Origin of the sequence: Frankia sp. R43 (assembly GCF_001306465.1) — a bacterium.
Classification (GTDB): domain Bacteria; phylum Actinomycetota; class Actinomycetes; order Frankiales; family Frankiaceae; genus Parafrankia; species Parafrankia irregularis.
This window is the reverse complement of record NZ_LFCW01000015.1, coordinates 72,115-91,948: the sequence shown is the minus strand read 5'-3', so window position 1 is coordinate 91,948 and position 19,834 is coordinate 72,115. Positions and strand designations below refer to the sequence as shown.

The 19,834-nt window shown below is 71.9% G+C and carries 20 protein-coding genes and 1 tRNA gene; 14 read left to right on the top strand and 7 right to left on the bottom strand.

Features of this window, described 5'->3' with window-relative positions; translation table 11 throughout:
* The first annotated feature begins 99 nt into the window (after positions 1 to 99).
* The 3 genes from ACG83_RS39820 to ACG83_RS39810 all read left to right on the top strand — a co-directional run bounded on the left by ACG83_RS39820 (position 100) and on the right by ACG83_RS39810 (position 4,706).
* The gene (locus ACG83_RS39820; protein ID WP_054571422.1) at positions 100 to 744 is read left to right on the top strand and encodes a two-component system response regulator; all 645 of its coding nucleotides are present in this window, start codon (positions 100 to 102) and stop codon (positions 742 to 744) included.
* A gap of 233 nt (positions 745 to 977) precedes the next feature.
* Positions 978 to 1,763, top strand: coding sequence for a hypothetical protein (locus tag ACG83_RS39815; protein ID WP_054571421.1), 786 nt, complete (start codon positions 978 to 980; stop codon positions 1,761 to 1,763).
* 174 nt (positions 1,764 to 1,937) lie between these two features.
* Entirely contained in the window at positions 1,938 to 4,706 is a 2,769-nt protein-coding gene (locus tag ACG83_RS39810) for a serine/threonine-protein kinase (protein ID WP_235498488.1), read from the top strand.
* Positions 4,707 to 4,769: 63 nt separating this feature from the next.
* On the opposite strand, the gene ACG83_RS39805 is transcribed toward ACG83_RS39810, so the two are convergent.
* From ACG83_RS39805 to ACG83_RS39790, 5 genes are all read right to left on the bottom strand, one after another.
* Positions 4,770 to 5,489, bottom strand: a complete 720-nt coding sequence (locus tag ACG83_RS39805; protein ID WP_054571419.1) for an alpha-ketoglutarate-dependent dioxygenase AlkB — start codon at positions 5,487 to 5,489, stop codon at positions 4,770 to 4,772.
* A gap of 10 nt (positions 5,490 to 5,499) precedes the next feature.
* Positions 5,500 to 5,856: a metal-sensitive transcriptional regulator gene (locus tag ACG83_RS39800; protein ID WP_235498487.1), complete on the bottom strand. Its 357-nt coding sequence runs from the start codon at positions 5,854 to 5,856 to the stop codon at positions 5,500 to 5,502.
* Positions 5,857 to 5,925: 69 nt separating this feature from the next.
* Positions 5,926 to 6,531, bottom strand: a complete 606-nt coding sequence (locus ACG83_RS47425; RefSeq protein ID WP_054571418.1) for an STAS domain-containing protein — start codon at positions 6,529 to 6,531, stop codon at positions 5,926 to 5,928.
* Between the two features lie 466 nt (positions 6,532 to 6,997).
* Positions 6,998 to 7,144: a hypothetical protein gene (locus ACG83_RS46340; protein ID WP_198955620.1), complete on the bottom strand. Its 147-nt coding sequence runs from the start codon at positions 7,142 to 7,144 to the stop codon at positions 6,998 to 7,000.
* A gap of 193 nt (positions 7,145 to 7,337) precedes the next feature.
* Complete coding sequence (locus ACG83_RS39790; protein WP_054571417.1) at positions 7,338 to 7,679, bottom strand: hypothetical protein; 342 nt, start codon at positions 7,677 to 7,679, stop codon at positions 7,338 to 7,340.
* 86 nt (positions 7,680 to 7,765) lie between these two features.
* Here ACG83_RS39790 and ACG83_RS39785 point away from each other — a divergent pair, with 86 nt between their 5' ends.
* On the top strand, positions 7,766 to 7,987 hold the full coding sequence (locus ACG83_RS39785) for a hypothetical protein (RefSeq protein WP_006545578.1): 222 nt from the start codon (positions 7,766 to 7,768) through the stop codon (positions 7,985 to 7,987).
* An 854-nt stretch (positions 7,988 to 8,841) separates the two neighbouring features.
* Positions 8,842 to 8,982: a hypothetical protein gene (locus tag ACG83_RS45680; RefSeq protein ID WP_161934857.1), complete on the top strand. Its 141-nt coding sequence runs from the start codon at positions 8,842 to 8,844 to the stop codon at positions 8,980 to 8,982.
* 187 nt (positions 8,983 to 9,169) lie between these two features.
* Here ACG83_RS45680 and ACG83_RS48295 read toward each other — a convergent pair whose 3' ends face one another.
* Both ACG83_RS48295 and ACG83_RS39770 read right to left on the bottom strand, forming a co-directional pair.
* Positions 9,170 to 9,532, bottom strand: a complete 363-nt coding sequence (locus ACG83_RS48295) for an FmdB family zinc ribbon protein (RefSeq protein ID WP_083473953.1) — start codon at positions 9,530 to 9,532, stop codon at positions 9,170 to 9,172.
* Positions 9,533 to 9,623: 91 nt separating this feature from the next.
* Entirely contained in the window at positions 9,624 to 10,247 is a 624-nt protein-coding gene (locus tag ACG83_RS39770) for a 5-formyltetrahydrofolate cyclo-ligase (protein ID WP_054571414.1), read from the bottom strand.
* 655 nt (positions 10,248 to 10,902) lie between these two features.
* Between ACG83_RS39770 and ACG83_RS39765 the strand changes: the two genes are divergently transcribed.
* The 9 genes from ACG83_RS39765 (at position 10,903) to ACG83_RS39720 (ending at position 19,564) form a co-directional block, all read left to right on the top strand.
* A complete protein-coding gene (locus ACG83_RS39765) occupies positions 10,903 to 11,850 on the top strand; it encodes a UTP--glucose-1-phosphate uridylyltransferase (RefSeq protein ID WP_054571413.1) in 948 nt (315 codons plus the stop codon).
* A 617-nt stretch (positions 11,851 to 12,467) separates the two neighbouring features.
* Positions 12,468 to 13,805, top strand: coding sequence for a gephyrin-like molybdotransferase Glp (gene glp, locus ACG83_RS39755; RefSeq protein WP_054571411.1), 1,338 nt, complete (start codon positions 12,468 to 12,470; stop codon positions 13,803 to 13,805).
* Entirely contained in the window at positions 13,798 to 14,328 is a 531-nt protein-coding gene (gene moaC / locus ACG83_RS39750) for a cyclic pyranopterin monophosphate synthase MoaC (protein WP_054571459.1), read from the top strand. The genes glp and moaC overlap by 8 nt, the downstream gene beginning before the upstream one ends.
* A 5-nt stretch (positions 14,329 to 14,333) precedes the next feature.
* Positions 14,334 to 14,894 (top strand): molybdenum cofactor biosynthesis protein B, encoded by a 561-nt coding sequence (locus tag ACG83_RS39745; RefSeq protein WP_054571458.1) that lies wholly within the window; start codon positions 14,334 to 14,336, stop codon positions 14,892 to 14,894.
* Entirely contained in the window at positions 14,891 to 15,523 is a 633-nt protein-coding gene (locus ACG83_RS39740; RefSeq protein WP_054571410.1) for a GNAT family N-acetyltransferase, read from the top strand. The genes ACG83_RS39745 and ACG83_RS39740 overlap by 4 nt, the downstream gene beginning before the upstream one ends.
* A gap of 446 nt (positions 15,524 to 15,969) precedes the next feature.
* A complete protein-coding gene (locus ACG83_RS39735; RefSeq protein WP_054571409.1) occupies positions 15,970 to 16,182 on the top strand; it encodes a hypothetical protein in 213 nt (70 codons plus the stop codon).
* Positions 16,179 to 18,014, top strand: coding sequence for a gephyrin-like molybdotransferase receptor GlpR (gene glpR, locus ACG83_RS39730; RefSeq protein ID WP_054571408.1), 1,836 nt, complete (start codon positions 16,179 to 16,181; stop codon positions 18,012 to 18,014). The genes ACG83_RS39735 and glpR overlap by 4 nt, the downstream gene beginning before the upstream one ends.
* A gap of 656 nt (positions 18,015 to 18,670) precedes the next feature.
* The gene (locus ACG83_RS47410; protein WP_054571407.1) at positions 18,671 to 19,474 is read left to right on the top strand and encodes a hypothetical protein; all 804 of its coding nucleotides are present in this window, start codon (positions 18,671 to 18,673) and stop codon (positions 19,472 to 19,474) included.
* Between the two features lie 16 nt (positions 19,475 to 19,490).
* Positions 19,491 to 19,564, top strand: a tRNA-Ala gene (locus ACG83_RS39720).
* Positions 19,565 to 19,834 lie beyond the last annotated feature (270 nt).

Sequence of the window (19,834 nt, the reverse complement as noted above, 5' to 3'; positions counted from 1 at the left end):
CGGGCCGGTGATGGCCCGCACATGCCGATCGGCGAAGGTGGAACAGTGGTGTCGTCGCCACGAACATCCAGGCCGACCGGCGAAGGAGGAGGCAGGCGGGTGACCGAGCGGACCGGCGGACCTGTCGAAACCGCGGGCGCTTCGAATTCGGAGCGCCCGCGAAGCAAGATCCTCCTTGTGGATGACCGGCCTGACAACCTCATGGCCCTGGAGGCGATCCTCGCCTCGCTGGACCAGGATCTGGTCACGGCGTCCTCGGGCGAGGAAGCACTCAAGCGTCTGCTCATCGACGACTTCGCGGTCATCCTTCTGGACGTTCAGATGCCGGGGATGGATGGCTTCGAGACCGCGCACCGGATCAAGCAGCGTGGGCGGACGAGGGACACGCCTATCATCTTTCTGACGGCGATTGACCGTGAGCCACATCACGCCTTCCGTGGGTACGCGGTCGGCGCGGTCGACTACATCGCCAAGCCGTTCGACCCGTGGCTCCTGCGTGCCAAGGTGAGCGTGTTTGTCGAGCTGTTTGAGAAAAATGAGCGGCTGGCTGAGCTGGCTCATCAGCACGTGCGTGACTTCGACCTCATTACCGAGGTCGCCGAGCGCCTGATCGCGCTCGACGTGCTCCTCGACGGGGCCGCGACGTCCTATGAGGAGACGCTGGCCGCGGCCAGCGCCGAGGTTCGGGGCCTGGTCGCCCGCCTGCGGCCCTTCGCCCGGTCGTCCGGCGGCACGGCGGAGTAGTCGGCCCAGCGGAGCAGTCGGCCCGGCCGAGTAGTCGGTGGCCGGCCGAGCCGGCGGCGCGGGGGGAGCCCGCGGGGCCGGAAAGCCTGCGGGACAACAGTGCCGGAGGCGGCCGCTCGGCCTGCTGGGGCTGGTAGTTGCCTTCGGATCGATCTTCTCGTGAATTCGGGTTCCGGCCCACCTCAGCGCTTGTAAGGTCGGCCGTACCTGGAGCGGGCACGAGGGGGCGGGCGATGGCGGGCGGTGACCCGCACGCCGTTGCTGCCGCGGACCTGCCCAGGCTGCGCCTGCCCTATGTCGACGGCCTGATCACGATCGACCGGGTTCGCCGTACGCCGGGCTCCCCGGTGTGCCCGGTACCGGCCGGCGACCCGTCCGCGGGCCACCAGGTCACCCGGGTGGAGTTCGTCGCCGCTGATCCCGGCCAGGCGGCTCGCACGGCTGTCGCACTGGTGGAGACGGCGGACCTCACCGCGGTCGCGGTGCACGCGCGGTTCGCACCGGTCGTCAGCACCGCGCTCGCGGTCTGCTTCGCCGGCCGACTGCACGACGCGCGCACGGCGCGTGGCCTGGCCAGCCGGGTCGTCGTCGCGGATCATCGCCCCGAGCTCGCAGGCGCCGCCGCGGGTACCGCTGTGGGCGCCGCTGCCAGCGGCAGCCTGGTGCGCCTGCCGCACATTGTCGCGGTGCACCACCGGCCGGATGGGGAGCGTGGTCCCCAGGGTGGTCCGAAAGGGTCTGCGGGGGTGACAGACCGGGTGGTGTGGGAAATCATGAGCGCGGCCCAGTACCGGGCCTGGCTCGGGGGCCTGCTCGGGCCGGCTGGCGACGCGCTGGAACGTCATCTGGGCGGGTTGCTCGCCCTGGCCGGGCTGGTGCGGGCCCGATGGGCACAGGTCCCGCGCCACGACGAGGTGCTACAGGCGCTCCGCGGCGGGCCGCTGACGATCGGGGCGGTCTACCGGCATCCCGGGTTGCTCCTCGCGGTCGCCGCGGCCCTCGGCGACCGCGAAGCGTAACCGGCCCGTTCGGGCGGCCTCCGTATAGATAACATGCGAGCACGTCCGATGTGACTGCGGCGTTCTCGTTACGGGGTTTCACGAATATTTCGGAGGTGCCGACCTGTGGTCGTTGCCCGGCGACACCTCGAAGCACCACGCGGCAATCGGCCGGTTTCAATCGGCCCGTATACCGTGGAAAGGCAGCTGGCTGAGGCTGGAACCGGGCCGGTCTATCTCGCGCTAGATCCATCCGGCCGGCATGTCGTCATCAAGATGATCAGTGCGGCGTTCGCCCGCGACCACGAATTCCGCCGGCTGCTGCAGGCGGATCTTGAGACTGTTCGGGCGCTCGCGCCACCGTCACTCGCGGAGATCGTCGACGCCGGCACCACGGCGCATCCGCCGTACGTCGTGACGGAGTTCGTGGATGCTCCGACGCTGGCCCAGCGGGTCGCGCACACCGGTCCGCTGCCTCCGGACGACGTTCGGGCCATGGCGATGGCACTTGTGTCCGCACTGACCGGGCTCCATGGTGCCGGTCTGGTCTCCGGAGACCTGAAACCAGCTAATGTGTTGCTTTCTCCGAGTGGAATCCGGCTGCTCGACTTCGGCCTCGTGCGCGTCCTCAACTCCGCCGCGCTCGCAGGTCGGGCGGGCTCGGGACCCGGCCTCGGCACACCGGCATTCATTACCCCGGAACATGTTCTGCGGCGGCCCCTCACAACGGCGTCGGACATCTTCGCCTGGGGCGGTGTGGTCCTCTTCGCGGCCACCGGCCGGCTTCCGTTCGGTAACGGAACACCACAGGTTCTGTTGCAGCGGGCGGTCTACGCCGAGCCCGATCTGCGCGGCCTGGATCTTACTCTCTGTGATTTTGTCAGTGCCGCGATGCGTAAGGATCCGTCCCGCCGCCCGACAGCAGCCGAACTGCTGGAACTGCTGGACGGACGTCCCGGCACCGGGCTCACGGGCACCGATCGTCCCGCTCCCGTCACTGTGGACGACGCCGGGGCGGGCGGTGACGGCGGAGCCTCAGCCGATCCGGCACAGGCCACCACCCGGCTCATAGCTCGACCCGGCGGCGAGCCCGGCTCCGTTGGCCCGGACGTTCCGACGCCTGCGCTCGTGCCGGTGCCCGAGACGGTGCCGGTGCCCGAGGTGGTGCCGGCGGCCGAGGTGATTCCGGTGCCCGAGGTGGTTCCGGCGGCCGAAGCCCCGGTGAGCGGGTCCGAGCCGGCGAGTGAGCCCCGGCCGGTGGGTGAGCCGACGGCTGCGAGCGGGTCCGAGCCGGCGAGTGAGCCCCAGCTGGTTGGTGAGCCGGGGCCGGTCGGCGGCACGGGGGAGGCCGGTGGGCGCGAGCCGGTGGACGAAGCGCCGGCGGCCGGTGTGCCGCAGGCAGGCGGCGACGCACCGTCGACCCAGCCCGCGGACCGGGCCAAGCCGGTCGAGTCCCCGGAAGCGGTCGAGGCACCGGGTCCGGTCGAGGCACCGGCTCCGGTCGAGGCACCGGCTCCGGTGGAGTCGCCCGCTCGGGTCGGGAGCCGAACCCATTACAGCAGGGGCGACCGACGGTTCCGGGTGTTCCTCAGCCTGATCGCCAGCCTGACGGCGGTCACCCTGGCGATCGAGATCGTCGGTCTGGTCCGGGCGCACACGGCGGCGAATGCGTCCAAGAAGATCGCGCGCCAGGCGCGGGATCTGTTCGAGCGCCAGCCGGATCTCGCCGGGCAGCTCGCCCTGGCGGCCTACGGGATCTCTCCGACCACGACCGCGGCCGCCGCACTGGTCGACGCGTCCGTCCGGCGGGTCGGCAACCTTCCCAGCGACGTCGTCGGCCTCGCCGTCGCACCGGACGGGCGGAGCATGCTCACCGCCAGCGCGACCGGAGCCGCCTTCTGGGACCTGTCGGATCCGACGGCCGGCACCCAGATCACCGCGCTTCCGGTCGACGGGCCGGCGGTCAGCGCCGTCGCCTACCTGTCCCAGCCGGGGCGGCCCGCCTCCGCCGGCACAGTTGTGATCACGGCGGCCGGGGCCGGGCTCAGCGGCGGCCCGAGCACGGTCGGGCTGTGGCGTGTGACGGCGGACGGGGCGGTCGAGCGGCTCGCGGTCCTGGCCGGGCACAGCGGCACCGTCGACGAGATCGTGGTGAGCACCGATGGCCGGCTGGTGGCCACGGGATCGTCCGACGGCACGGTGCGGCTGTGGGACGTCGCCGACCCCCGCAAGCCCGCCCGGCTCGCCCAGGTTCGCATCGCCGGGCCGGTCACCGCGCTGGCCTTCGCGCCGGGAGGCGACCAGCTGCTGGCCGGCGGCGTCGGGCGTCTTTCGATGTGGTCTCTGAAGGACCCGCGCCAGCCTCGGCTGGCGGGCGATCTGCGCGGCGCCGGCGTCGTCGCCGGCGCCGCGTACTCGCCCGACGGCCGCACGCTGGCGGTCACCACCACCGGACTGCCCGCCGACGGCACAGCCGACGCCACCGACCCGACGTCCGCGCCGAGGTCACGCTCGATTGTCGAGATCTACCACCCCCGCGATCCGCGGGGCCTCCATCGGCTGACCTCCTTCTCGCCGGCCGGCGGGGCCGGCGAGGTCGCCTTCTCCGCGGACGGCCGCGCGCTCGTGGTGGGGCCGGCGCGCGTCGGTGGTGACGTCTCCGTCTGGGACCTGACGAGCCCGCGCCACCCGTCACCCCGGCTGAGCCTGTCGCTGCCCGGTAGGTCCGAAGGCGGCACCACCGATGGTTCCGACGGTTTCGACGCGCCGGTCGGGCTTGCGCTCGCCGACGGGCCGGCGCGGACGCTCGTCGTGGCCGACGGGAACGCCGCGCGGGTCTGGGAGCTTGATCCGGCCGCGGCGGCCGAGAACATCTGCGCCCGGACCGCGACCACGATCAGCCGTGCGGACTGGCGCAACCACGTCGGCGACCGCCACTACGCTCCGCCCTGCCAGGAATCCTGACCTGACGAGCCCGCCCGCGCCGCCGGCAGGAGCGTGGGCGGGCTCGTCAGCGGGAGGCGCTCCTCAGCGGGAGGAACGGGAGGAGAAGGTGCGCGCGGCTCCGTAGCCGGGGCCGATCTCCGGGCGGCCCGAGCGGGACGTCCAACGCCACTGGACGGAGATGCGCCCGGGCACCGCGCCGGTGACCCGGGGCACCGCGTGCAGCCAGTCGGCCTGCGCCCGCCCACCGAGCACGAGCAGGTCACCGCCCGCGGGGGAGAAGTCGCGGCCGGCGCAGTCCTGGGGATCGTTGAGGATCCGGCGGCCGGCGGGGAGGTGGCGCGACTTCACCATGAAGGGACGTCGGGCGCCGAGGGTGAGGATCGCGATGATCGTGTCGTCGAGCCAGCGCATCTCGCGGTCGCGGTGGAAGGCCACAGCGTCGTTCCCGTCGCGGTACCAGGACAGGCCGAACCCGTCGAAGTCGACCCCGTACCGCTGGCGCAGCGCCCGGTAGGCGGCCAGCAACGGTGGAAACGGAACGGGGGCTCCGCTGCGGATGAAGGCGCTCAGCCGCGGTTCGGTTACGTGGCGTTCGTACCGCCACATCGTCCCCTGACGCCATGGGGTGCCGTCGCGGACGGCCTCGTAGAGCGCGTCCGCAGCCGGCATCCAGCCGCGGGCCACATCCACCCACGAGTGGGCGTCGAGCCACACACGCTCGAAGGTCGCGGACCGGCCGGGGCCGAGCTCGGTTGCGGGGCCGGGTACGGCTGCGCGCCCGGTGTCGTCGCTGTTCGCCACTTTCCGCGGGTCAGGAGCGGACGAGACGAGCGATCGCGGCGGTCGCCTCGCGGAGCTTCTCGTCGGCCGCCGGCCCACCATCCGCGACGGCCTGAGCCACGCAGTGGGCGAGGTGATCCGACAGCAGGCCGAGCGCGACGGACTGCAGGGCCCGGGTCGCCGCGGAGACCTGGGTGAGGATGTCGATGCAGTACTTGTCCTCGGCGATCATTCGCTGAAGGCCCCGCACCTGGCCCTCGATCCGCCGCAGCCGCGCGGTGTACTCGTCCTTGCCGGAGGTGTACCCGTGCTGTGACTCGGTGTGCTCCTGCTGGTCGCCCTGGGGCTGGACCTGGGTCATCTGGTCGGTCTCGGCCTTCACCCGCATCACCTGCCCCCGCGCCGTCGCCGCGAAATACCCCCCTACGGTACGGGCGAACAGGGGCGGCCGTCGAGGTCAGCTGGTCGGGTCCACAAACTCGACCCGCACGCCCCGTTCTGCCAGCACCTGCAGTACCGGCGGCCCGACGGCACGTAGGCGTAACCGGCAGCCACGGCGGGCCGCATGGCGGCTCATCGCTCCCAGCAGGACCGCGCCGAGCGGGTCCGCACCGTGGACGCCGGCGAGATCGACGACTATTTCCCGCGGCCCCGGGGTGGCCGCGTCGTCCACCGCCGCCCTCGCCGAGCCGATCGCCCCAGCGGCGAGGAGACCGCTCAGATGGATCACGGCGCCCTCGGCGCGCTGCTCGACCCGGGCCCGGAGCGGGCGGTCGGGACGATGCCCGGCCACGGCCGCCGGCGGGCTCACGGCCAGTCCGGCCGCCGCTCCGATCTCGATCCCCATGCCGGTGCCGGTGCCGGTGCCGGTGCCGGTGTTGGGGCTGGGACTGGGACTGGGACTGGGACTGGGGCGGACGGTCGCGAGCAGGCTCGTCATGACTGGCGGGCTGGACGGAGCTCCGAGCGGTAGCAACGTCGGCGTGGACGCCGCTTTCGATGGCGGGGAGGCCGTTTCGGGGCCTGCGATGAGTGTGTCGGCTTCTTCGCCGATGGTGAGCATCACGTCGTCTCCGAGGGGAACGATGTGGCGGTAGGCGCATGAGGGTTACCGCAGATGCGAGGCTCGATCAGTATTGCGCCTTTGGGTGACGGAATCCAATGCCAAAGGTCACCTTGTGTTCCGTCCGGGCCGGGTGTATCGCACGTCACAGTCGCTGGCGTGAACGTCGTCCGACCCGGGCGTGAAGTCCCCGTGTCGGCTGGCGTCGGCCGCGCCCGAGCTGGTGGGTGCGGTCACCCGTCGGCGGGCTGCCGAGGGCGCTGGGCACTGTGGGCACTGTGGGCGCTGTGGGAACTGTGGGAACTCGGCCGGATCCGCGAGGCGCGCGCCGGCCCGCCACGGCGCGAGGAATGTCACGCCGGGCGGGAGGTCCGCCGGCGAAGCCGGTCGGGACCGCGGTGCGAGCGGGTGAGTGGACGGGTGGACGAGCCGGCGGGGTGCGCCGGCGCGGTGAGGTTGGTGGCGGTCAGCGATCGACGTGGTGTGGTGGCAGGTCTTCCATGAGCCGCGCGAGGTCGGTGTCGACCTCGTCGTCGAACAGGCCTTCGTCGCCCCAGCCGATCTCGCGCTCGTCGCTCGGGATCTCGTCGCCGGGCAGCGGCGTGTGCCCCATGGTGATCTCCTTTGATCGGCGTGCGGCCCCTGCGCGGTGGCAGCCGGCAAGGGGCCGTCCGTCGGTCCGTCCATCGAGCCGGGCCACGGGCCGCGCCTGGCTGGGCGCGTCCGGTGCCGGCGCGGCCAATCTACCGGCCATCCGTGGCCGGGAGTGCGTGACGACACGAACGCCGATGGTCGGTGTCTCGTGATCAGTCGACCTGGCCTGCGCCGGTGGGCCGGTCGGGTGGTTCGGGCGCGGCGCGTTCGGTCCCGGGCGGTTCCGGCTCGGTGCCCAGGATCGCCGTGGCCATCGCACTGACGACCGCCTGGCGGGCGGCCTCCCCGCCGGCCAGGTAGGCGTCGCGTTCCCGCTGCGTCCAGGCCTGTGCCTGGCCGTCCGGCGCCGGCTGCCGGGCGCGCAGCGCCGCCCGCAATGCGGCTCGATACCTCGCCACCAGGAGTGGAGGGTCTCCGGACGGGTCCGAGTCGTAGGCCTCGTCGCGGTCAATCAGCTCACTGATCGCGTCCTGTCCACCGGGGGTCGCTGGCATGTTTCCTCCACAGCCTTTATTTGTCGATAAGCAAAAACGACCCTAGCGAGGTTCTTGAGCAAGAGCAAAGTGGTTACGATGTTGTCGTGGACGACGGTGAGCAGTTGGTTGGCATCGGGGACATCGCGTTCCAACTCAAGATCACGCGACAGGCTGTGGACTACTGGACTCGCAAGGACGCCAAGTTTCCGGAGCCTCTGCAGGTCATCAACGCGCCTGCGGGTAGCGGAGCCAAAGGGACCAGGGTTTGGCGTAAGCGCGAGGTCGACGCCTGGATCGTGGAGCACTATCGGCGGCGTAAACAGTAGGCATGCCCGCCCCGCGGGCGCCTCGGGCTCCGTGACTGCCTGGGTGCCCGAGCTGTCCAGGATGCCTTGTGGGTACGGGCATCCTGGGCGGGCCCGGGGGTGCGGGAATCGTGAATCGGGCAATGTGCGCGATATGGCCCACATCTACGCACCTGCGGATGCACGTGAATCCGTCCTTGCGGGGAGGGGTTCGCGGTCTGATCCCGTAGGTTGACGGTATTCGAGGTCTGGTGTATCCGGGCCACATGACGGTTCGTGGCGTGCCTGTGGTGCGAGTCGTGGTTCTTGTTGAACCTCCGTGTGGCCTGCTACCCCTGTTCCCGCGCGCGCTTCCTGGGCCGACGCCGTGGTCGAAATTGTCGACTGAATCACCGAGACAGGTCGATTCGTTCAGTCGATTGTCTTCGCGTCTGTGCCCGTGCCGTGGAATAGCGGCTGCGCTTGGTCCGATAGCGGACAGCCCGCACATCGATCGAGGAGCTGCTGTCAGAATCGGCCGGTTCGCCCCAGGCCTGCCATGGCCGCTTGCCCCGGCTGTGCCTGCTGGTGGTGCTGGTGGGACGTCTCAGTGGTGCCTTTCCGCACCCGGTCATGACGCGTGATGTCGGATGGCCGCTGGTCGGCCCTCGTGGTCGGGTTCCGGCTGGGCGGGGTGACCGGTCGAGGTAGCGGGTGTGCTCCGCTTCGGTGCCGTGCTGCCACGGGCAGGGCGTCGGCCGGGTGCCGGAATCCGGGGGTCCTGGCCTGGTTGGGGCCAGCCGTGACGAGGAGTTTGCGGATCTCGGGCCTCGGAAGGCGTGCCGCCACATCCCGCGCTTCGGGCTGCCGCTGCCACCGAGCGGGACCTGAGGATCGTGGTCGTTGGGACGACCACGATCCTCAACGCTTCGGATGGCGGCCCTCGGGCCGTGCTGACCGCCGGCAGGCAGACCGCGACACCCGCCAAGGCGGGCCTTGGCGTTACCCTCGTCTACCTAAACGGCTACCACAAGTAGCGAACACCGGAAGTGGTCGGCGGCAAGAAGCCGGGCACGAGGCATTCCCACTGTGGTGCCAGTGCTGACTGCAGTGCAGCGCCGACTACGGAGCAGCGCTGGCAAACGAGCGGCGCTGGCAAACGAACAGCCCCCGGCGGAAGGGCCGCCGGGGGCTGTTCGTTGAATGCTGTTCTTTCCTGACGGGTCAGGCAGCAGCCGTGCTGGATGCGGCAGACGCAGCGCTCGTCGACGAGCTGGTGCTGCTGCTCGAGGACCCGGCGGACGCCGCCGTGCCGCTTTCGGCCGCAGCGGAGCTCTTGCCGGACGAGTCGCCGTCCGACGAAGTGGCGGACGACTCCTTCATGCGCGCCGGAACCCCGGAGGAGGAGCCCGAACGGCTGTCGGTCTTGTAGAAACCGCTGCCCTTGAAGACGAGACCGACGGAGCTGAACACCTTCCGAAGTTGGCCCGTGCAAGCAGGACACTCGGTCAGCGCCGCGTCACTGAAGCTCTGCACGGCTTCAAGATCATGCCCGCAGGCGGTGCAGCGGTACTGGTAGGTCGGCACGGACTCCTCCCGAAGTTGGCACTCGGCGGTAGGGACTGCCAACTCTAACGCCTGAAGGCGGCCGATGGCTTCCCGAATGACGACGTGGGCTTCATGACGATGCTGGGCGAAGCGTTCTTGACGGTGTGACGATCACTGTCACCCGCCTGTCGTGCTCCTCCGCAGGGACGTCGGTCAGAATCTCCCGATCGTGCACCAACGCTATCACCGGGGTGGAGGGGGCGGTGCGGGCCAGCGCCCGGTCATAGGAGCCACCGCCACGCCCCAGCCGGTTGCCCGCCTGGTCGACCGCGAGGGCGGGAACGATGACCGCATCCGCGCGGGCGAGCTCGACCAGGGGGGCGCTCGGCGGTGGCTCGCGGGTGCCCATGGCCCCGGGCACGAGCGTGGTCCCGTACTCGCGGAAGTCCAGATCGAGATCGGGGCGTACGACGGGCAACAGGATCCGGACCCCGCGCGCCCGCAGCCGGGCGAGCAGCTCGGCGGTGTCGGGCTCGTCCGCCATCCCGACGTAGGCGGCCACGCACCTGGCCCGGGCGACCTCGGGCAGCGCCAGCACCCGTTCGGTGAGGACCGCCGAGTCCGGCGTGACGCCCGCGCGCCGCAGCGCCAGCAGGCGCCGGCGGATCTCGCTCTTGGGGCCGGGCCACTCGGCCGACGGGGAAAGCACGGGCGACGGCGCCGGGGGTGCCGTCGCCGAAGTACCACCAGGCACTGCGCCACCGGACACTGCGCCGCCGGACGCCGTGCCACCGGATGTGGCGCCACCGGGCACCGTGCCACTGGACGCTGCGCCGCCGGAGTCTGTTCCCGTGGCCGTGCCGGGATCCGTCGGTGACGGGCCGGGGGAGGGTGCCGAGGCCTGGCCAGAGCCAGCCCGGCCTACCACGTCACTGCCGGTGACGGTTCCTCCGGTCACAGCCATCCCCACCCTCAGCGCGCTCGAGCGTGGCCGCCCTCGATATGTCGGGCCCCGCCTCCCGACTGCTCGGACTTCCCGCGTCGTGCGCCTTCATGCTGTCGGTGACGGTCACAAAGACGACACCGGCCTGACATCCCACTGGCGAGGCCTCACGGTACCGTGATCGACCCGCACGTGGAGACCTGCCCGACGCTGACCCGCCGGGGCGGCGGGCGGCTTCCGGTACGCGTCCGGCGAGCGTGACGAACTGACTGCGGATGGTTGATCGCAGTGCCGGACGGTGGGTGTCGGGTGGCCGGGCCTTCGATGGTGGCCGGGCTGTCGGACACCCGCCACTACCGTGGCCGGGCCCGGTATCGTGCTGGACCGGGCCCACGGCTCGTTGTGAATGTCCTGTGTATCGGTGCCGTGGTGCTCCGGGACGCCCTGCCAGACTAAGGTTTCGCCCATGCTGGTGACGAAGGCGGTCATTCCTGCCGCGGGACTGGGAACCCGGTTCCTGCCCGCGACGAAGTCGGTTCCCAAAGAGATGCTTCCTGTCGTTGACAGACCGGCGATCGAATATGTTGTCGAAGAAGCCTCACGGGCTGGCCTTCGAGACGTGCTGCTGGTGACCAGCCGCTCCAAGAAGGCCATCGAGGATCACTTCGACCGTGAGGCGGAGCTGGAGCTCGCCCTTGAGCGCAAGGGTGACAAAGCCCGGCTCGAGCGTGTCCGCGCGTCCGCGGCGCTGGCCGAGGTCCACTCCGTCCGCCAGGCCTCGCCGCGTGGCCTCGGGCATGCCGTGCTCTGCGCCGCCGCCCACGTCGGCGACGAGCCCTTCGCCGTGCTGCTCGGTGACGACCTCATCGACGAACGTGACCCGCTGCTGGCCGAGATGCTCGCCGTGCAGGCGCGGTACGGCGGTGCGGTGGTGGCGCTGATGGAGGTGCCCGAGGAGTCCGTGTCGATGTACGGCGTGGCCACCGTCGCGCCGCTGGCCGTGTCGGCGGATGCGGCGAGCGAGCCCACGGGCCGCTACCGGGCGGTCCGGATCACGGATCTGGTCGAGAAGCCGCCGGTCGAGGAGGCGCCCAGCAACCTGGCGGTCATCGGGCGCTATGTGCTGCCGCCGGAGACGTTCGACATCCTGCGGTCGACGCCGCCTGGCAGGGGCAACGAGATCCAGCTCACCGACGCGCTGCGGACGCTGGCGACCCGGGCCGGTGACGACCCGGGAGCCCAGCTCCCCGTGCACGGTGTCGTGTTCACCGGCCGCCGCTACGACACGGGTGACCGGCTGGACTACCTGAAGGCCATCGTCCGGCTGGCGAGTGAGCGTCAGGACCTCGGCCCCGACTTCTACCCGTGGCTGGAGGAGTACGTCGCCTCCGGTGGGCCCAAGGCCGACGCCTGACGGTGCGGCCCGCGCCGGATCGGCGTGGCCGGCCGACGGGCGCCGGCGGCGGCAGGGAGCTGCCGGCGGCGGCAGGGCGCTGCCGGCGGAATGGCCGCCGGCAGAACGGCCGCCGGTGACAGCCGGCGGCCGGCTGGTGACGGTCGGACGGATCGCTGCGATGAACCCTCGCCGGGAGCGTCGTGGCCGCGCCCGGCGGCCGTCGAACAGCGCCGGTCCGGTCGCCGCCGAGGGTGCCCGCACCGGCGGCGAATGGGTCGCATCGTGTGCTGACGAGCCGTGACCAGGCACTTCCGATTATGCGATACCCGGCCACTTGTCCGGACCCTTGCTCCGCCGCATTGGTGTTGGCGAGCAGACTGTCGGGACATCTTCGTGCGCAAATGTGCGGGGCGCTGGAAGCACAGTCGATCCAGAGTCCCCGCCGGGGTGGAAATGCACCCCTGGTGAACGTCTGACGGAACCGGAACCGGAACCGCTCCGACGGCCGTGTTGCCGTGGTACCGCTCACTGCTGACGCGAAGGACGAACGGCCAGAACAGAAGTGTCAAGAACGGACGGTGTACGTGAAAACGGTAGATCAGCACGCATCGGACATTCTGTCAGCAATCGGGCCAATGTCCCCGCGTCGGACCGCGCTGCGCGAGGCACACGGGTGTGTGCTGGCGGCAGACGTCCGAGCAACGGTGGCTGTCCCCGGCTTCGACAACTCGGCGATGGACGGATACGCGGCCCGAGCCGCGGAGGTGGCCGCCGCCAGTGAGGCCAACCCGGTCACGCTGGCAGTCTCCAGCGAGATCATGGCCGGACCGGTGCGCCCGGAGCCGCTCGTACCCGGCACCGTCGCAAGAATCATGACCGGCGCTCCGCTGCCGGAAGGCGCCGACACCATCGTCCAGCTCGAATGGACCGACGGCGGCACCGAGAGCGTGCGGATCCACCAGGCACCCCGGCGCGGGCTGCACATCCGGCGCGCCGGTGAGGACATCGCGCCCGGGAATCTCGTGCTGGCCGCGGGAACCGTGCTGGGCTCCGCCCAGATCGGGCTGCTGGCCGCGGTGAACATCGCCCGGCCCGCCGTCCATCCGAGGCCGCGGGTCGCGGTGCTGTCGACCGGCAGTGAGCTCGTCGAGGTCGGCACCCCGCTCGGGCCGGGGCAGATCGTCGACTCGAACAGCCACGCCATCGCCGCGGCGGCCCATGAGGCGGGAGCGGTCGTCCGCAGGTTCGCCGGGGTTTCGGACGATCCCGACGCGTTCGCCGACGCGTTCGAGCAGGTGCTCAAGGACGCCGACGTCGTCATCACCACCGGCGGAATCAGCGTCGGCGCGCGTGACGTGGTCAAGGAGGTTCTGAGCAAGTCGGGCGAGATCCGGTTCGAGCGCATCGCCATGCAGCCGGGCAAGCCGCAGGGATTCGGGGTGGTGGGCGGAGTGCCGGTCTTCACCCTGCCCGGAAACCCGGTCAGCGCCCTGGTGTCGTTCGAGCTGTTCGTCCGGCCGGCGCTGCGGAGGATGCGTGGCCTGCCGACATCGGTGACGTCCCCGGGATCGGCGCCGTTCTCCGAGCCGGCCGCCGGGGGCCAGGACGCGGCGGCGATCTGGAACACCCTCGCCGTAAAGGTGGGTGAGGTTGTGCGGTCGCAGCCTGGGAAGCGTACGTTTCCCCGGGTCCGTCTTGAGCGCGATGCCGGCGGAGAGCTCGTCGCGACGTCCGCGGGCGGCCAGGGCGCCCATCAGATGTCCGGGCTCGCCTCGGCGCACGCGCTGCTCGTCGTTCCCGAGGAGGTCGTCGAGGTGTCCCCCGGTATGGTGCTGCCCGCGCTGCTGCTGGCCGAGCCCGAGTGCGCCGGGCCCCAGGTCCCCGCGTCAACGGCGTCAACCGCGTCGGCTGCCTCGGCGGGTTCCGCGGGTTCGGCGGGTTCGGCGCCGACGGGTGGGACCGCCGGTGAGTGACCCGGTGCGGCTCACCCATGTGGACGACCAGGGTGCGGCGCGGATGGTCGACGTCTCCGCCAAGGACGTCACGACGCGGACGGCCACCGCTGTCGGGCGGCTGCTGACCTCGCCGGCCGTGATCGAGCTGCTGCGTGGCGAGGGGATGCCGAAGGGCGACGCGCTGGCCGTCGCGCGCATCGCCGGGATCATGGGTGCCAAGCGCACCCCGGACCTGGTCCCGCTCTGCCACCCGATCGCGATCTCGGGAGTGAAGGTCGAGCTGGCGGTGCTCGACGACGCGGTCGACATCACGGCGACGGTGCGCACCACCGACCGGACCGGGGTGGAGATGGAGGCGCTGACCGCCGTCGCGGTCGCCGGGCTGACGCTGCACGACATGGTCAAGGCGGTCGATCCCGAGGCCGAGCTCACCGGGGTGCGGGTCGTGTCCAAGACCGGCGGCAGATCCGGAGACTGGCACCGAAGCCAGGGCCTGAGCCAGAGCCCGAGTGGGAGCCAGCGCCAGAGCGGGAGCGGGTGAGCGGCATGCCAGGTCCGCCGCCGGGTGCCCGGGCGCTGGTCGTGACGGTCTCGGACCGTGCCCACCGCGGTATCTACACCGACCGGTCGGGCCCGCTGCTCGTCGAGGGCCTCGCCGGGCTCGGGTTCGACGTGCCGGCACCGGTCGTGGTGCCGGATGAGCAGGACGAGATCACCGCCGTCATCCGCGCGGCCGTCGACGCTGGCACAGCCCTGGTCGTGACCACCGGCGGCACCGGTCTCGGGCCACGTGACGTCACCCCGGAGGCGACCCGGGGCCTGCTCGAACGTGAGCTGCCGGGGCTCGCCGAGGCACTGCGGGCCGCCGGGCGGGACAAGGTGCCCACCGCTGTCCTCTCCCGGGGCCTGGCCGGCACCCGCGCGACGACCCTGATCGTGAACCTGCCCGGCTCGACCGGCGGAGTCCGTGACGGGCTGGCCGTGCTCGGCCCGGTCGTCGCGCACGCCCTCGCCCAGCTGCGCGGCGACACCGATCACGCCGCCAGCACCGGTCACGCCGCCAGCACCGGTCACGCCGGCGACAGCGGCGGGGGGAGTCGCGGGTGAGCGCACCCGGATGGCCGGCTGTGCTGCGCCACGGCGACGTCGTCGTGCGGCCCATGCGGCTTCGTGACGCCGGAGCCTGGGTCGAGGTGCGCAGCCGCAACGCGGACTGGCTCGCGCCGTGGGAGGCGACCCGGCCGGGGGCCCCATCGGTGCGCGAGACCTGGAACGAGCACCAGACCTTCAGCGTGTACTCGCAGATGATGCACCGCCTGCGGGCGCAGTCCAGGGCCGGTGCGGCGCTCGCGTTCGTCATCGCGATCGACGGGCGGCTGGCGGGCCAGCTCACCGTGTCGACGATTGTGCGGGGCGCCTTCAACAGCGCCCAGGTCGGCTACTGGCTCGACGGCGCCCGCGCCGGCCGGGGAATCACACCGACCGCGCTGGCCCTGGTGACCGACCATTGCTTCGGGCCGGTGGGTCTGCATCGGCTGGAGGCGAACGTCCGCCCGGAGAACGCGGCGAGCCGCCGGATGCTGACGAAGCTCGGCTTCCGCGAGGAGGGCCTGCACCGCAGGTTTCTCGCGATCGACGGCGAGTACCGCGACCACATCTGCTTCGCGCTGACGACCGAGGACGTCCCGGACGGATTGCTGGCGCGCTGGAGCCGCGCCCGTTCGGCCCACTCCTGAAGGGGGCGCACGGCGGAGCCTCGTCCGCACCTTCCAAGGTGGGGATGGTCTCGCTCGGCGGGCTCCCCTGAGGTTTTCTCTACCGTCGCGAATCGCCCCTGAAACCGTTCCACCCGGTCGCGGTGCCTTGCGCCGGGCACTGGCGGCAACCCTGTTCGGGGTCACCGGGAGGTGGCCGTGGAAGGCGTCCACGGCCCGTTCCCCGGCGGGAAAGGCCTCGCGGGCATGACTTCTTACGTTGGGTGATCATCGTGCTACCGGTGTGCCCGGTGGTGGGGTCGTCGCCCGGGCCACATCGGTGCCACCTCGGATTGACAGCGGACGACCATCCGGTGAACCTCGCCGACGTGTGCGACACGCGGGGTTCCGGTCGGTGACCGCGCGCATTGCGCTCACTAGCGTCGGGCACGAAATCGTAAACGACGACATCGAGAAGAGGCATCCCGGTGGTCCGCTCGCTCGCGCGGCACGCGCCCGGCGCATCCGGTCCGCGCCCGGCTCGCGACCTGCGGGTGCGGGCCGGCTCCACTCTCACCGGCGACGGTGAAGGCGCCGGCAATGGTGAAGGGCGCTCCGCCGGTGTGGGCGTTCCGCACTGGGTTGGCGACGTCAGGCCACCCAACGACGTCCTCGGGCTGTCACGGATCGTGATCGAATGAGTGCGATCATCTGGCTCGCGATCGTCGCGGTGTGGGGCTTCGTGCTCATCCCCATGTGGCTGCGGCACCATGACTCGGCGGTGGAGCAGCGGTCCGCGGACCGTTTCTCCACCGCAATGCGGGTGCTCTCCCGGCGCGTCTCGCCACGCGGCGGGGTGGACCCGCTCACCAGGGCCACGTCCCAGAGCCCGGTGACGGGGGCACAGGAGGCTTCAGGGATGGCGCATTCGCGCGCAGGCGTTCCATCGGGCCCCAGCTCGGACCGAAGCGCCGGCTCGGACGCAGGCGCCGGCTCGGTGGAATCCTCCGGCTCGGCGGATTCCCGCGGCTCGGCGGATTCCCACGCCACCGCGGACTCCGGGAATCCGACGGCGACGGCGACGACGGCGGCGACGGCGGCGACGGCCGCGTTCGATGACGCCCAGCCGGCTCCTCACCTGTTCGGGCCGCGGTCCGGCGCGTTGCGCAACGTCTCCGCCGACCGGGCCGTGCGTGCCGTGCAGGCGGAGCACACCGCACTCATCCGACTGCGCCGGCAGCGGCTGCTCGTGCTGCTCGTCGCGATGCCGATCAGCGTCGTCCTCGCGGCCAGTCTCGGTGGCATGTGGATCGTCGTCCAGCTCATCGTGGACGCCGGAACGTTCGGCTATGTGGCCCACCTGCGCCGGTCCGCGCAGGCTCACCGGCGGCTGCTGCGGTCCAGGGCGGAGCTGGACCGGCGCATCGCCGCCGACCGGGCCGCACGGGCTCGTGGCGGCATCCGGGGCTGGTCCGGCGGCGCGGGAGCGGTGGGGCAGGCCACGCCGGCCAGGGCGGGGTCGGCGGGCTCGGCGACGCGCGGCGGTGACTACGCGCCGGTGCGGCTGTCCACCGACAGCGGCGGCGATCTGACCGAGGCGGACCTCGCGCACGCCCGGGCCGACACGGTGGATCTCGCCGGCACCGCCAGCCGCGGCCACGCCGGAGACGGCTCCTACCAGGCCGGTTCGCCCGAGGGCTCCGACGACGACGCGGAAGGCGACTCCTCTGCCGGTGACTACGACACCGACGAGTACCCGGCCGACGGCTACGAGGACGACCGCTACGACGCCGACGGTTACGCGGCCGACGGCCACGCGGCTGGCGGTTACGTGGCCGACGGCTACGAGGGCGAGGCCGACGGCGCGGTGGCGCAGCCGGCGGCTGGAATCCACTACACCGGTCGGACGGTGACCCGTACCGCCTACACGGCCTACGGCGAGCACTCAGGGCACGGTGACCACCTGGGGCCGGTCGAGTACGTCGAGTACGTCCAGGCCGAACAGGTTGAGTACACGGCCCAGGCGAGCTACCCGGCGGAGCATGCGGAGCAGGTCGCCTACGGCGGCCACCCGGATCAGCCCGCGGACGTCGACCAGGCCGCGTACTACGAGTACGCGCCCCAGGGCGAAGGCCAGGGCTACGACGTCCAGGGCCACGACGTCCAGGGCTACGAGAACAGTCACCAGTACGCCGAGGCGGCCGACAGCGGCTCAGGGGCGCCCGCGCCCGGTGTCGCCACCGGAACGGCCGGCTCCGGCTCCTCCGGGTATCGCACCGGCGGCGCGCAACGGCCCGTCCCGCGGCCCGGTGCACGCCCGAACACCTCGCGTCCGGGGCGGGTCCAGGTCAATCCACCGGGCACCCACGGCGGTCTGATCCCGCCCGCCGCGGCCGGTGGTACTGCGGCGGGCGGAAGCGGCGCGGGGGCGGCGAGCGGGGCCGCGGCCGCCGCGGCGCCGGCGGACCAGGCCCAGGGGCAGACCCCGGACGAACTGGAGACACTGCTGCGCCGCCACGCGGTCGGCAGCTGACCCGTGCCGTGAGCCTGACAACATCCCGCGGTCGAGCGGGCAGCCGCGAAGTCCCGCACTACCAGGCCAGCGTGCCGGAGCGCCCGCGCGGCGGCCCGGCATCGCCGCGCAGCCGGACGTCCTGAGCCGGGCGCAGCCGACGCCCGGCGCCGTCCGCGTGCATAATGGCCTGGTGACACTCCGCTCGCAGCTCGCCTCCGCCGCCGGTTCCCGGCGCACGGAGCTGTCGGCTGCCTGTACGCGGTGTTGTCCCTGCCCTCGCGCCCGCTGACGCCGCCTCCACGCCGACAACGGCCACCCGGCGTCGCCCGGTCAGGCTCAGCCTGACGGGCCAGGGCGTGAGGGGCCTCCGGATCACGTTCGGTATCGGGCCAATCCGCGCACCGAACCCGCCCACCGGTCATCACAGCCGGTCGGGACCGCCAGAAACGTGATCACGTGCCAGCGCCGAGCCGCGCGGCCATCGATGGCCGCCTGCTCCGCATGGCACCAGCCCTCCGGTTCGGTCACTGCGTGTCTCGATGTCGTGCCGTCGGATCCGCCCGTAGTCCGGTCCGCCGCACCGCCCGCCCCGATCACCGCCAGCCGGTGATCGGAGCCGGCTGGTGCAGGCCACCGGAGCCGGAGCGGACAGCGGCAGGAGGAGAGTTCCTGTCTTGACATTCGAATCTTGGCTCGCCCGGCTGCGGGACCGCGGATTCGTCACCTGCCCGGGTAGCAGCGCCGTCCCCATCGACCTGAAGGCCGTCACCGCCGATGGCACCGGGCTGCACTTCCGCTGCCGGGGCGTCCGGGTGCATCTCCACGTCTACCGGCCCGGGCGCGCGGCCTGGCAGACGCCGCTGCGCGACGACGCCTGGAGCCCGGAGGAAACCCTCGAACTGTGGGAGAACCGCCCGGTACAGGACCGGACAGTGCCCACCGGCGGACGGCTGGTCTTCGTCGGCCCCGGACCCGACTCCGGTCCCAGCCGCAGCGGCAGCCCCAGCGGCAGCGGCAGCCCCAGCGGCAGCGGCAGGGACGGCGACGGACCCGAACCGCGGCCCGACACCAGGATCGTGCTCGACGGAGCCCGGTCCCGCGGCTGGCGCGGCCACGAGGCAGGCCTGCTCGCCGTCGCCGAAGCCGCCGCCATCTTCGAATCCATGCTCGTGCTGGCCGGCCTCGTCACCGTCACTGCCACCGCCAGCGGCCACCAGGCGGCCTCCCCACGCCTGGTACCGGCCCAGGGCCAGTCACCCCGTCAAGCGAGGCCAGCCAGACCGGCCATAGACGTCCAGTCGGCCGAACCCGCGATGGCCTTCACCGAGCGGACGTACTCCGTGCTCGCGACAGCCAGAGCCACCGGCGTTGACCAGCCGGGGCTCGCCGCCGGCGGCACACCGCCGTCAGAAGCCCACCCACCAGACGAGACAACTACCGGAGGGGGCGCCCACCCACTTTCGTCCCGCGTCCTGTAAGCTTCAGTTGCTTCCAGGGGGTGTAGCTCAGCCTGGTAGAGCGCCTCCCTCGCACGGAGGAGGCCAGGGGTTCGAGTCCCCTCACCTCCACGAGCCGGCCCGTCGTGCTCGCTGACTTTTGGTCAGCTTCGCGGCGGGCCGCGATGTCTTTCGGGGGGCGACCCCCGAAGCCCCCCGGCCGGCCGGCGTGGATTTGGCCCGGGGCGGTTGGGTGGGCTTCCAGGGCAGGCTGGGGTCGGAATCCCCGGGCCGGGCCTCTGGCCTCGCAGGCGTGGTGGTGGTCGGATCGTGGCGTCGGCTGGTTCATGACGGGGTGCCGTGAGGTGCTCTCGGAGCCGTGTTTTCGCGATCTTTCTCGGT

Coding starts and splice junctions, on each gene's coding strand:
- ACG83_RS47425 (WP_054571418.1), bottom strand. CDS start 6,531: ATGCTCACCATCGGCGAAGAAGCCGACACACTCATCGCAGGCCCCGAA.
- ACG83_RS39800 (WP_235498487.1), bottom strand. CDS start 5,856: ATGCGGGTGAAGGCCGAGACCGACCAGATGACCCAGGTCCAGCCCCAG.
- ACG83_RS39765 (WP_054571413.1), top strand. CDS start 10,903: ATGCTGGTGACGAAGGCGGTCATTCCTGCCGCGGGACTGGGAACCCGG.
- ACG83_RS39790 (WP_054571417.1), bottom strand. CDS start 7,679: ATGCCAGCGACCCCCGGTGGACAGGACGCGATCAGTGAGCTGATTGAC.
- glp (WP_054571411.1), top strand. CDS start 12,468: ATGTCCCCGCGTCGGACCGCGCTGCGCGAGGCACACGGGTGTGTGCTG.
- ACG83_RS39745 (WP_054571458.1), top strand. CDS start 14,334: ATGCCAGGTCCGCCGCCGGGTGCCCGGGCGCTGGTCGTGACGGTCTCG.
- ACG83_RS39815 (WP_054571421.1), top strand. CDS start 978: ATGGCGGGCGGTGACCCGCACGCCGTTGCTGCCGCGGACCTGCCCAGG.
- glpR (WP_054571408.1), top strand. CDS start 16,179: ATGAGTGCGATCATCTGGCTCGCGATCGTCGCGGTGTGGGGCTTCGTG.
- ACG83_RS46340 (WP_198955620.1), bottom strand. CDS start 7,144: ATGGGGCACACGCCGCTGCCCGGCGACGAGATCCCGAGCGACGAGCGC.